Below are 12,088 nucleotides of genomic sequence, written 5' to 3' on the forward strand. Positions count from 1 at the left end.
CTCCCCTTGTTCGCGATCATGCCGCCAGCAATTTCTTGAGCTTCACGTCGGATGAAGTCAGTTCCGACGGGTCAGGCCGCGCCTGCCTCGCGATCAGCATTTCGGCCAGGCGAATGTCGCGGGCCACGGCATTGCCGGGGCCGATGCCGCTGGCCGAAAGCAGCTGTCCGTCCGCGGCAAGATGGAACAGGATGAAGGCGCCGCCGCCGAGATCGCGTCGCACCGCGCTCGAAGCCCCCTCGGCAAGGCCGGCGATCTGCAAGCTGAATTCGTATTGATCCGACCAGAACCACGGCACGGCGGTGTGTTCGAGTTCGGCGCCGAGCATGTTGCGCGCCGCCAGCGCCCCCTGCTCCTGAGCGTTGCGCCAGGCTTCCAGCCGCACCCGCCGCCCGCCATAAATCGCCAGCGGGAAGGAGCAGCAATCGCCGGCAGCGAAGATGTGCGCGTCCGAAGTCCGCAGCCGGCCGTCGACGGCGATGCCGTTGTCGATCGCAAGCCCGGCGCTTTCGGCGAGCGCCGTTACCGGAGCCGCGCCTATGCCGATGACGACGAGGTCCGCCTCGATGACGCGTTCGTTCGCGAGCCTGATCCTGACATCGCCATCGTCCCGGATGGCGGCGATGCCTTCGCCGCAGGCGATCTCGACGCCGTTATCGGCATGCAGCGCGTGGACGGTCGCCGCTATGTCGGCTGGCACGCCGCGCATCAGGATACGCGGCTGCGCCTCGAGCACTGTTACCGCCGCGCCCCGTTTGCGCGCCGACGCTGCCAGCTCCAGTCCGATGAAGCCGCCCCCGACGATCACGACCCGGCTGCCGGGCGTGAGCCGTGCGCGGATCGCCAGAGCGTCGTCAAAGGTGCGCAGATAGGCCACACGCGGACCGGCGACCGCGAGCGACAGGCGACGCGGAACGGCGCCTGTCGCTAGCAAAAGCTTGTCGTAGGCAAGAGCGCGGCCGTCCGCGAGCCGGACGTTTTTGGCGGCGCGGTCGATCGCCACGGCTCGGCTGCTGCCGATGAACTCGATGCCGGCATCGGCGACCCTTTCGGCAGTGAGGATCGTCTTCGCGACGGGCACATCGGCGCCGACAATCGCCTCCTTGGACAGCGGCGGCCGCTCGTAGGGCAGGTGCGCCTCCTCGCCGATGAGGGAGATCGGGCCGTCATAGCCGTGTTCGCGCAAGGCCAGCGCCGCGCGTCCGCCGCACTCCCCTGCCCCGATGATGACCATTCCGGCGTCCATGGCTGTCATCCGATCTGGAGGTAGACCTTTCCGGCTTCCAACTTGACCGGATAAGTCCTGAGGTTGAGGCAGACCGGCGCGCCTTTCGCGGCGCCTGTCTTGTAGTTGAAGCGGCCATTGTGTTTTGGGCACTCGATGATTTCATCCATGACGAGGCCGTCAGCCAGGTGGACCTTCTCGTGCGTGCAGAGGCCGTCGGTGGCGAAATATTCGTCGTCCGGGCTGCGATAAATCGCAAACGTTCGCCCGCCATGGTCGAAGCGGATCACATCCTCTTCGTCGATGTCGCCGGCGCCACACGCCTCAATCCAATCCGTCACGTTCATCTCCCTGGATACACTGTCTGGGTCTAAGTCGGAGGCGGCGCGGGCGCCGCCTCCATAGCCTTGGGAGGCTGTTATTCCGCGGCAACCCTGGTTTCGGCGTGGAACTCTTCGCGATACGGCCGCGCCGTCGGCGGCAGCTCGCGCTTGATGAAATAATCTTCGTTGCGAAGCTGGCGCAGGAAGGCCGGCAACATCTCGCGGTAGCCGGCAAGGATGGACGGCGACGTCGCCGGCAGGTCGTGCTTGATCAGTTCGTGCAGCTTCGGCAGCGCGTGGTACGGCACCATAGGGAACATGTGATGCTCGACATGATAGTTCATGTTCCAGTAGATGAAGCGGCTCACCGGATTCATCAGGACCGAGCGGCTGTTCAGCCGATGATCGGTGACGTTGTCGGCGAGCCCGCCATGCTGCAGCAGGCCGGTCATCACATGGTGCCAGGCCCCGTAGAGACGGGGCAGGCCGACGAGCATCAGCGGCAGCAACGAGCCCAGATAAAGCGCCAGCGCGATCGTCGCGAAGTAAATGGCTGTCCAGATGCGGGCGACTAGGATCGCCTTCGGCTGCTCCATTTCCGGGATAAAGGTTTGCTCCGCCGCGCTCAGCCGCCCCGCCGTGTTGCGCAACATGTCGACCATCGCGTGCCAGACGTCCACGATGCCGAAACAATTCAGCACCAGCCGCAACAGGTCCGGCGGCCGCATCACCGCGATTTCGGGATCGCGGCCGACGATCACGGTGTCGGTATGATGGCGCGTGTGGCTCCAGCGCCAGGTCACCGGATTGCGCATGATCATGAAGCAGGCGACCTGGTAGACCGCGTCGTTCATCCACTGCGTCTTGAACGCGGTCCCATGGCCGCACTCATGCCAGCGGGAATCTGTCGCCGAACCGTAAAGGACGCCGCAGATGAAGAAGAAGGGAACGCACCACCAGCTTCCCCAGAAATAGGCTCCGCCCGCCCCGCCCGCGATCAGGGCGCCCAGCCAAATGATGGTGTCGCGGATGGCGGGACCGTCCTCCCGCTTCATCAGCTCCTTCATCTGCTTGCGTGGAATCGCGGTATGGTACCACGCCGCCGCCGCGAGGCCCGTCTCGACCGCGCGCTGCGCGTCGCGTCCGATCAGGCTATAGTCGCGTTTCGTCGGCCGATAGTCGCCGGCCGCGGCGGTAGCGCTCATCATGACCTCCCTTGAAGCCGAATGAAGAGATTGAAACCTCTCATCCGGCGGAATAGAAACTACCAAATGCCATCATAACGCTCAATACAGCTTGCAATTTTTCTATCATTTAATATCATTGCGTTGAAACCGCCGTAATGGAGAGCAGCCTTGGCCAAGCGACCGACAATCTCGGATGTGGCCCGCGCATCCGGGGTCAGCGTGGCGACTGTGGACAGGGTCTTGAACAGCCGCCTTCCGGTGCGCGAGGAGACCGCACAGCGGGTCTACGAGGCGGCCACCGTCATCGGCTATCACGCCGCGGGCTTGATCAAGCAGCGCATTCGCCAGGATCTCCCGGAATACCGGCTGGGTTTTCTTCTCCAGAAGCCCGAGCAGCATTTCTATCAGGAGTTCGAGCGCGAGTTGGAGACCGCGACGCTTCAGGCGCCTCGGTTTCGCGGCGTTCCGGTCGTCGACTTCTGGTCAAGCCAGGCTCCTGAGGACATCGTCGCCCATCTGGACAAACTCGCGGCGAAGACGAATGCAGTCGCGTTGGTCAGCCCCGATCATCCGACGGTCACGGCCGCCGTGGAGAGACTGAAGGCGCGCGGTATTCCAGTTTTTTCGCTCCTGTCCGACTTCGCTCCCGGCGTTCGGGAGGGCTATGTGGGTCTCAATAACCGCAAAGTTGGACGCACCGCCGCGTGGATGATCGCCAAGTGCGCTAGGCGGCCCGGCAAGGTCGCGGTGTTCGTCGGCAGTCACCGCTTTCACGGCCACGAACTGCGCGAGATCGGCGTACGCGCCTATTTCCGGGAGCACGCGCCCGACTTCACGGTGCTGGAGACGCTGGTCAATCTCGAGACGGCCGACTTGACCCACCAGGCGATGCTCGACCTGCTCGAAAGGCATCCCGATCTCGTCGGATGCTACATAGCCGGCGGCGGCATGGAGGGAGCCATTTCGGCGATGAGAATAGCCATGCCTGCCCATCACCCGGTCATGATCTGCAACGAGATCACGCCGGAGTCGCGCGCCGCACTCGCCGACAACATCGTCACCATGGTGATCGGGACGCCGCTGGCGCGGCTGTGCCGCGAACTCGTTGATCTCATGGCACACGCCATCAAGGACGGAGCGGCTAACGCGCCGGGGCAGACTTTCCTGCCCTTCGACATCTACCTGCCGGAAAACATTTAGGTTATCTGCGAGAAAATCTATCAGAAATGATGAAAAATCATCACGATTTGTGTTGACTGTCTCCGGCCGCTGGACGATGGACCGGCAGCCGCGCCGGGGCAGCGACCGGCGTCAGAAAAAGGGAGGAAATCATGCCGGCTGTTCGATCGCCGTCTTTCGCGTTGAACCACATGGTGGCGCCCTCGCTGCGCCCCGACGCATTCTTCGCGCTCTGCCGCAAGGTGGGGGCGGCGCAGGCGGAAATCCGCAACGACCTTGCTGGCAACGCCATCATCGACGGAACGCCGGCCGCCGAAATCGGCAGCCAGGCCCGCGATGCGGAAGTGTCGCTGATCAGCATCAACGCGTTGCAGCGCTTCAACGATTGGACGCCGGCCCGCGAGGCCGAGGCGATCGAACTCGCCGATTACGCAAAGGCCGCCGGCGCGGCCGCGCTGGTCCTCGTTCCCGTCAATGACGGTTCGGGACGCGCGGATGGCGAGCGCCAGCAGAACATTAGGACCGCGCTCCGCGCCCTGAAGTCGATCCTGCGCGACCGGGGGGTGCTCGGCCTGGTCGAGCCGCTGGGCTTCGCCGCCTGCTCCCTGCGCTCCAAGCACGAGGCGGCGGAAGCGATAACGGACATCGACGGCATCGGAGCCTTTAAGCTGGTGCATGACACGTTTCATCATCATCTCGCCGGCGAGCCCGCCCTGTTCGCGGACATGACTGGTCTCGTCCATATTTCGGGCGTCACCGACAAGGACGTGCAGGTCGACGACATGCGCGACCCGCATCGCGTGCTCGTGGACGAGAACGACCGCCTCGACAATGTCGGCCAGATCCGCACCTTGCTGAGCGCGGGTTATGCCGGCCCGCTCTCCTTCGAGCCGTTCTCGCCCGCCGTCCATACGCTCGAAGATCCCACACGAGCGCTCGCCGACAGCATCGCTTTCATTCGAGCTCGGCTGTAAAAAGTCGCGAAGCGATGCAGCTGAGTAGGGCACAACACTGCTTCACGAGGTGAGGGAATGACGATCGGTTTTGCACTGCTTGGAGCCGGGCGCATCGGCAAGGTTCACGCGAAGGCGGTGGGATTGAACCCGCAGGCGCGGCTGGTGGCGGTGGCGGATGCCTTCGAGAAGACGGCCAGCGACCTCGCGGCGGCCTATGGCGCAGAAGTGCGCTCCATCGACGAGATCGAGGAATCGCCAGACATCGATGCCGTCGTCATCTGTACGCCGACCGACACTCATGCCGACCTGATCGAGCGCTTCGCCGCGGCAGGCAAGGCTGTGTTCTGCGAAAAGCCGATCGACCTTGACGTGAAGCGGGTCAAGGAATGCCTCACCGTGGTCGAAAAGACCGGCGCTACGCTGATGGTTGGCTTCAACCGCCGCTTCGACCCGCATTTCATGGCCGTCCGCAAGGCGATCGACGACGGCGCCATCGGCAAGGTCGAGATGGTGACCATCACCTCGCGTGACCCGGGCCCGCCGCCCTACGACTACATCACCCGTTCCGGCGGCATATTCCGCGACATGACGATCCACGATTTCGACATGGCGCGCTTCCTGCTCGGCGAGGAGCCGGCCTCGGTGTCGGCGCATGCCTCGGTGCTGGTCGACAAGAAGATCGGCGAGCTCGGCGATTTCGACAGCGCCAGCGTCATCCTGTCGACAGCTTCCGGCAAGCAGTGCCTCATCTCGAATTCGCGGCGCGCCACCTACGGCTACGACCAACGCATCGAGGTGCACGGCTCTAAAGGCATGATTGCCTCCGAGAACCAGCGCCCCGTGTCGATCGAGATCGCCAACGGACAGGGCTACACCCGCCCGCCCCTGCACGACTTCTTCATGACCCGCTACCTCGATGCCTACGCCAACGAGATCGCTAGCTTCATCTCAGCCGTGAAATCCCGCGCGAAGGCGTCGCCCAGCGGCCATGACGGGCTGGTGGCGCTGACGCTGGCGGAGGCCGCGTTGAGGTCGGCGAAGGAGGGCAAGACGGTGCGAGTCGAGCCGTTTGGATGAGGCGCCCATTGCCGTTCAGTTCGGAATTCTGAAAAGCTCTTTCTCCATGCTCCGGATGATCGCTGGCGGCCTTCATCCGGTCGATGGAAAGCGCCAATTCCTCAATGCGGGTAACAATCCGCTGCATTGCGGCCGGATCTCCGGAACGGATCGGCTCATCGTCCGCGCCGTGCGGGAACGCGTTCCGCTTGGCACCCTTGCGGGCCGTCGCCTCGTGCGCTTTCAGGTCGGCGCGGCGGGCGTCCGAAATCCTCATGCGCTTTTCATTGCGGGCCACGCGAAAGTGCTCGCGGTTCACTCCGCCTAAAAAAGTTCGTCTTGAAACAGTATCCATGCTCTAACGAGCAGCCCTGATCAGCCTCTCAGCAAGTCTTGTCTTTCGAGCGATGATCTCTGATCCTTCATAGGAAAGGTGGCCGCTGTCCCGGTAGAGGAATTTGCCATCGATCTCAGTTCTGCATTTTGTGTCGTCGCAGAGAAAGTCGTGGTAAGAGACAACCTCTACGTCAGCTTTCACGGCCACCTGGTTCAAGAGCTCGAGAGTGCGGGATCGCATCCGGCGGTAATCGATGACATCGATTTTGCAATCACTGTACCGCCCGAGCATAAGACTTCCCCTCACCTTTCGCTCAAGGCAATCGCCGATATCGAAGCCTGCAACTGGCGGGGGAGCAACTACGACCACTCGCCTGCCCAAAGCGCGAACGGCCTCGACGAGAGACTTGATACCCTCAACGGCTCCATCTACCGAAGTTTCAACTTCCGTGAACGTCCCGTCACGCCTCTTAAGCAGCATGAAGTCTTTGGAGTCAGGGGCGTCAAATGGGCTCGAAATGACAACGGTCCTTATCTCCGGCCGATTTTTCAGGATATCCAAAACGCCGTCATTGAAGCGAATACAGTCCTCGCCGAAGGAGGGAGACACTGCGCGCTTGGAGAAGGCAGCAACGCCGATGGCGGGGAAGCACGCGCTCATTGTGAGCTGAGCCAGGCCGGCCTCTCCGACCGTTTTGGCCAAGCCGGGAACCAGTGCCATGGCAAATGAATCGCCCCAGACCAGCAATTCGGGCCTGTCCGTCGTCTGGCAGGCCTCCGGAATGCCCTGAGGAGCAGATGTGAGATCACATGCCCTTCCCAGGCCGTAATTGATCCGTCGGCTCTCGGAAAAGCCAACCCTACTTTCGGCTGCGCCAATGTCGACTGACGGTGCGAAGCCGAGAAGAACCGTTGCGGCAACGAGTCCTGAGGCCATTCGTCCACGAGATGCGACGAATCCCTGCCGGAATGGCTTCTCCACGAAACGGTGAAGAACTAGGCTCGCTACAACTGAGAAGGCAACTGCCGCATAGATCGCAAGCGCAGGAGGCTCTGCCAGCCAAGCAGCTCGCACATATACAAGCACCGGCCAATGGACCAGATAGAGCGAGTACGAGATATCCCCGATCCTTGCCATGCTTCGAACCGCCACATTGTCCCTGCTGGGCGACAGCAGGAGGATCAGGGTTGCCAAGCAGACCAAAGCGGCATCCACGATCGGGTTCTGCGAACCAGAAGGTCCAATGGGAATAAGGATAAGCACGAGCGCCGGGAGGCGCAGCGCCGCAGACTTGGCAGCCACGCGAGCGCTGGCGGGAAGCAATGCCCCGAGCGAACCAATCGCTATTTCCCAAAAGCGGGTCGGCACAAGATAAAATGCAGCGGATGGGTGACGAAAGGCGACGTAGAGACACAGTGCCAGACTGGCAACCAGGAGCGAACTAACCGCTGACAGCCACCATCTCTTGGGAACCAAGGCCAAGAAAGCAGGAAGCAGCAGATAACACTGTTCTTCGACAGCTAGCGACCAGAAATGCAGGAGAGGCTTCGTTTCGGCGGATCCGCCGAAATAGTCCGCCTGATTCCAGAGAACGATGTTGCCGGTGAATGTGAGCGCCCCGAGAACCTGAGTTCGGAATTCCCGCAGGCCCACATCTGACAGGAAGAAGGGTGCAGCGATCGTCGTGAGCGCAATGACCACATAGGCCGCGGGCAACAGACGCTTCGCACGACGATAATAGAATTCCCAAAAGCTGAACCGTGACTGCTCAAGCTGGGTCGCGATGAGGCCGGTGATCAGAAAGCCCGAAATTACGAAGAAAATATCAACGCCGAGATAACCAAACGGCGCGATTTGGGTATGATAAAGGACAACCAGCAGGACAGCTAGACCCCGCAAGGCCTGGACATCGGCTCGAAAGTCTCGCGGCATAGAAGACCTAATGAAGTTCCGGCTTAATTGGATGAACTGAGGCCTTAGGCACGTTGGCCAGCCGTAGGTATCCGCAGCCACGATGTGAAAATGGTGCCCTTCTAGAATCATTCGCTGGATCGATTTCGGCCGATCTGCCGCACTCGCCCATAACTAAGAAAGTCGCCGGCAGCAGGTGTCGGCGTACTTGCTTTCGGTCAATTGTTGTTCTTCTAATGGAGCATGCCCGCTAATTCATAAAATCGATTATTTGAATGCCATACATCCACACTATGGATCGCTTGCAGAGGCGGATATTCCAGCGTTCGTGCAAGCGGTCATCGGCACCGGCTGCGACATATGTGCGGTCGGCCACGTAGGGTACATACTTGGCGACGTCGATCTGACGCCGCGCGACCGGGAGGCGACTGAGCCCAGGCTGCAGGAGATCGATGAGATGTTTGGCGAACGCGATCATCTCAAGCCGGAGATTATTGCCTATTTGCGCTCGATCTGCCGCTACATCGAGATTTGAGCGGGCCTGTTCGCGTGCTTTCGCCAAACAAAGAACGTCGTTCGTTGTCACCTGTTCAGTCCGAGTAGAGTTCGCGTTTCCTGCGCAAGTTGTTGCACGTGCCCGTCACAGACTGGGCGCGACGTTGATGCACGATGATCTGCCATGGAACCCTGAAGACGGGCGCACCGCCCCCGAGCCATGCCTTGGACAGGCGCCGCTCGCGGTATGGTCGGGCGGACTCATTGGCGGTTCGCGGCCGGTGGTGCGGGCGTAGCGGTCGAGTGGTGCTAGCTGACACATTGCGGCATCTTGTCCGAGAACTCGATGGTTTCAGCATAGACCCCTTGGGGCCGCGGTGGACGACAACGAATTTGGACCCACAGTGGCTCGAAGTGTCGACACCACGATTGTGACGGGCTTTCCGGTTTCGGGGTGCTCGGGCTGTACGGCAACGCGATTATCCCATTTTCTTCATAAGCAAAGTCGCAAACCTCCCGGCCCTGCCTTAATATGCTTGTTGCCGAGCTGTCGGCGGGATTTGCCCGAAGCGGCGCTCACACACGTTTTTCGCGAAAAGCTGCAGTGACAGGCCCGCCAAGCAGCCCCGATCAATTCAAGCTGTTGTGGAGTTCGCAGGCGCTTCGATTGGTTTGCGCTCTTGCATCACTCGGCCACAGCCAAGGCCTGGCAAAGGTCGTCGATGATGTCCTGCGGATGCTCGAGCCCGACCGAGATCCGAAGCAGCCCCGCCGGAGCCATCGAATTTGGTCCTTCGACAGAAGCCCGATGTTCGATGAGCGAATGCGTGCCACCAAGACTCGTGGCCCGCATCACGAGTTGGAGCCGTCCGGCAACCGCCATAGCTACCTCCGCGTCGCCTCGGACGATAAAGGAAAGCATGCCACCGTATCCGGACATTTGCCGTCCGGCCAACCCATGGCCCGGATCGTCGGGCAGACCGGGAAACAGAACCTTCTCGACTGCCGGGTGTTTGCTCAGAGCTTCCGCTACTTTCAGCGCGCCGTCACAATGCGCACGCATGCGGACAGGTAGGGTCTGCAGCCCGCGAAGGGCTAGCCAGCAGTCGAAAGGAGCGGCGGCGCTGCCCTTGTGCCGCTGGATCATGCGCAAGGGGCGCTCGAGCGGAGAAGCATCCGGCAGGACGACAATGCCGGCCATCAGATCGGAATGGCCTCCGATATATTTGGTCGCCGAATGCATGACAGCATCCGCCCCCAGTTCGAACGGGCGCTGCAGGACCGGCGTCGCCCAGGTATTGTCCACCACCGCAAGGGCGCCGGCCTCGTGCGAAATCTCACATGCCGCCCGGATGTCCACGATGCGGATGAGCGGATTCGACGGGGTTTCGATCCAGACGAGGCCCGTAGGCGCGGCGCGGGCCGCGGCACGCAGGGCGTGGAGATCTCGCATATCGACTGCGACGAACTCGAAGCGGCGGCCGATATCGGTTTCGTCGATCAGTGAGCGAATGCCGAAGTACATGTCGTCCGGCACGATGATGCGCCCGCCCTTGCTGGGATGCGCGTCGAATACCGCCGTGATCGCCGCCATGCCGGACGAAAGGGCGACCGCGGCATGGCCACCCTCCAGCGCGGCCATCGCCGTCTCGAAGGCATTGCGCGTGGGGTTGGCATCCCGGATGTACTCATATCCCGACGGGTAGCTGCCGTCCGCGCTGCGCTCGAAGGTCGTACTTGGATGGAACGGGATCGTGACGGCTCTGGTGGAGGAATCGACACCCCTACCCGCGTGTATCGCCTTGGTTTCGAGTTGCATGGAGCACCCCTGTTTAGCTGGAGTTGAGAAGGACGATCGCAGGGATCGCCAGGAGCAGTCCGATGATCTGTACGCATCCTCGTCAATCCCTGGGATTGGGGATTGCGTGGTTGCAGCGTCCGCGCCGGTCATTATAGTGACCGTACAAGATATGACTGGGGAAGTCAATATAATGACCGATGAGGCAACGGCGTCGACAACGGAGCGACAGCTAGGAACCGCGCTCTCAGCCAAGGTTCAGCATCTGCGGCGGGTGCGGAACATGAGTCTTGACGCGCTCGCAAGGCGCGCAGGTCTGTCCAAGGGCACCGTCGTGGCCATCGAGCAGGGCAAGGCCAATCCGAGCATTGGCGTCTTGTGCCGGCTGGCCGTCGCCTTCTCGCTATCCGTTACCGACCTGCTGGGAGACACTTCGGAAGGGATCACGGACGATCCAATCGAACGGACCAGGCCTGCAACGCTCTGGAGAACCCCTCAGGGTAGCGCGGCCACACTGGAAGCATCAACCTCGGGACGAACAATGTTCGAGATGTGGACCTGGACGATTGCGCCAGGCGACGTCCATCGATCGGAGGCCCACAGCCGCGGCACGCGCGAACTTGTTTCCATCCAACGCGGAAGTCTCAAAGTCACTGTCGGCTCCGAGACCATGGTCCTGCATGCCGGCGAAGCCGCGCGACTGCTCACCGACCAGCCGCACGCCTATGCGGCTGCCGACGATCAGGCCGTTTCGTTTTCGATGGCCGTGCTGGAACGGATCGAGGAGCTATAAACCGTCCGTCTAGTTCGACAGCGTCTCGAACCGGCTCTTGTGCAACGCGTGCACATGACCCCTCGATCTGGCGATCGCACAGGCATCCTGCGGTGGCTCAGGGAAGCGACTTCAGATAGCAATTGGTGCGTCCGGGAGAGGACAGCTTGGACGGCGTTGCTCAGTCCGGCGCAACCCAACATTGCGCCGCATGGTCAGGCCGTGCCACGCAAGTTCGGCGAAATCTTGCGCCTGGTAAACCTCAGACTTCTCCCAAACTCGGGCTTACGCCCATGCCTTGCAGCACTATCCGATCACCGACCGAAAACGAGCCCAGTTCGTTGGTGAGGATTTTCGCGACCGCTTCAATGCGAACTTCGATCCGGTGTTCCGTCAGCCTCCCGGAGGCATCTGGCCGAAGCGGTTGATAGCGAGAAATGACAGCGCGGCTCCGCATAGCAGCGCCGCGGTCCTTCTATTTCCGTCGCCCTAGTCGCTCAGGTCGCGACCACGGGTCAGCTGCCAAATTGGAGTCGTTCACATCGGGCCGAATGCTCTTATAGCTGCCTGTGTTTCGGTGCCGCTCGCTAGTGGCCTCGCGCCCGAGTTGGGACAGCTTCAGCTCCGCGAGGCGACGATCACGCCTGCGGAGAGCCTTCATACAGTCAACCCACAGCGCCCATCTACCGACAGGCATTTGGGCGCGGACATATGGAGTCCAGGAACGGCTGCAGCTTTTGCGACCTGACCATGTTGGAATGGGGAGGCAACTTTGTTCCGCTATTTCCAAATGACGTCTTCGCAATCGGCTGCGAAAGACAGGGATGACGATGCAGGGGCCAACCGGAC

General features: G+C 61.6%; 10 protein-coding genes. 5 read left to right on the forward strand and 5 right to left on the reverse strand.

Features of this window, described 5'->3' with window-relative positions; genetic code table 11:
• Positions 1–16 precede the first annotated feature (16 nt).
• From G6N73_RS12905 to G6N73_RS12915, 3 genes are all read right to left on the reverse strand, one after another.
• On the reverse strand, positions 17–1,255 hold the full coding sequence (locus G6N73_RS12905) for an NAD(P)/FAD-dependent oxidoreductase (RefSeq protein ID WP_165028131.1): 1,239 nt from the start codon (positions 1,253–1,255) through the stop codon (positions 17–19).
• Positions 1,252–1,566, reverse strand: a complete 315-nt coding sequence (locus G6N73_RS12910) for a MocE family 2Fe-2S type ferredoxin (RefSeq protein ID WP_165028133.1) — start codon at positions 1,564–1,566, stop codon at positions 1,252–1,254. Before G6N73_RS12910 ends, G6N73_RS12905 begins: the two co-directional genes overlap by 4 nt.
• Positions 1,567–1,643: 77 nt before the next feature.
• Positions 1,644–2,753, reverse strand: a complete 1,110-nt coding sequence (locus G6N73_RS12915) for a fatty acid desaturase family protein (protein WP_165028135.1) — start codon at positions 2,751–2,753, stop codon at positions 1,644–1,646.
• Positions 2,754–2,903: 150 nt separating this feature from the next.
• Here G6N73_RS12915 and G6N73_RS12920 point away from each other — a divergent pair, with 150 nt between their 5' ends.
• The 3 genes from G6N73_RS12920 (at position 2,904) to iolG (ending at position 5,947) form a co-directional block, all read left to right on the forward strand.
• Positions 2,904–3,935 (forward strand): LacI family DNA-binding transcriptional regulator, encoded by a 1,032-nt coding sequence (locus G6N73_RS12920; protein ID WP_165028137.1) that lies wholly within the window; start codon positions 2,904–2,906, stop codon positions 3,933–3,935.
• A gap of 131 nt (positions 3,936–4,066) precedes the next feature.
• The gene (locus G6N73_RS12925; RefSeq protein WP_165028139.1) at positions 4,067–4,888 is read left to right on the forward strand and encodes a TIM barrel protein; all 822 of its coding nucleotides are present in this window, start codon (positions 4,067–4,069) and stop codon (positions 4,886–4,888) included.
• A gap of 57 nt (positions 4,889–4,945) precedes the next feature.
• On the forward strand, positions 4,946–5,947 hold the full coding sequence (gene iolG, locus G6N73_RS12930; RefSeq protein ID WP_165028141.1) for an inositol 2-dehydrogenase: 1,002 nt from the start codon (positions 4,946–4,948) through the stop codon (positions 5,945–5,947).
• A 337-nt stretch (positions 5,948–6,284) separates the two neighbouring features.
• Here the strand turns inward: iolG and G6N73_RS12935 are convergent, their stop codons facing one another.
• Entirely contained in the window at positions 6,285–8,306 is a 2,022-nt protein-coding gene (locus G6N73_RS12935) for an acyltransferase family protein (RefSeq protein WP_281352877.1), read from the reverse strand.
• Positions 8,307–8,502: 196 nt separating this feature from the next.
• Here G6N73_RS12935 and G6N73_RS12940 point away from each other — a divergent pair, with 196 nt between their 5' ends.
• Positions 8,503–8,709: a hypothetical protein gene (locus tag G6N73_RS12940; protein ID WP_343044606.1), complete on the forward strand. Its 207-nt coding sequence runs from the start codon at positions 8,503–8,505 to the stop codon at positions 8,707–8,709.
• Positions 8,710–9,354: 645 nt separating this feature from the next.
• On the opposite strand, the gene G6N73_RS12945 is transcribed toward G6N73_RS12940, so the two are convergent.
• Complete coding sequence (locus G6N73_RS12945; protein ID WP_165028143.1) at positions 9,355–10,488, reverse strand: trans-sulfuration enzyme family protein; 1,134 nt, start codon at positions 10,486–10,488, stop codon at positions 9,355–9,357.
• A gap of 172 nt (positions 10,489–10,660) precedes the next feature.
• Here G6N73_RS12945 and G6N73_RS12950 point away from each other — a divergent pair, with 172 nt between their 5' ends.
• A complete protein-coding gene (locus G6N73_RS12950; protein ID WP_165028145.1) occupies positions 10,661–11,260 on the forward strand; it encodes a helix-turn-helix domain-containing protein in 600 nt (199 codons plus the stop codon).
• The last annotated feature ends 828 nt before the right edge of the window (positions 11,261–12,088 follow it).

It is taken from the genome of Allomesorhizobium camelthorni, assembly GCF_011045125.1.
GTDB lineage: Bacteria > Pseudomonadota > Alphaproteobacteria > Rhizobiales > Rhizobiaceae > Allomesorhizobium > Allomesorhizobium camelthorni.

Coding starts and splice junctions, on each gene's coding strand:
- G6N73_RS12905 (WP_165028131.1), bottom strand. CDS start 1,255: ATGACAGCCATGGACGCCGGAATGGTCATCATCGGGGCAGGGGAGTGC.
- G6N73_RS12915 (WP_165028135.1), bottom strand. CDS start 2,753: ATGAGCGCTACCGCCGCGGCCGGCGACTATCGGCCGACGAAACGCGAC.
- G6N73_RS12925 (WP_165028139.1), top strand. CDS start 4,067: ATGCCGGCTGTTCGATCGCCGTCTTTCGCGTTGAACCACATGGTGGCG.
- iolG (WP_165028141.1), top strand. CDS start 4,946: ATGACGATCGGTTTTGCACTGCTTGGAGCCGGGCGCATCGGCAAGGTT.
- G6N73_RS12935 (WP_281352877.1), bottom strand. CDS start 8,306: ATGATTCTAGAAGGGCACCATTTTCACATCGTGGCTGCGGATACCTAC.
- G6N73_RS12945 (WP_165028143.1), bottom strand. CDS start 10,488: ATGCAACTCGAAACCAAGGCGATACACGCGGGTAGGGGTGTCGATTCC.
- G6N73_RS12950 (WP_165028145.1), top strand. CDS start 10,661: ATGACCGATGAGGCAACGGCGTCGACAACGGAGCGACAGCTAGGAACC.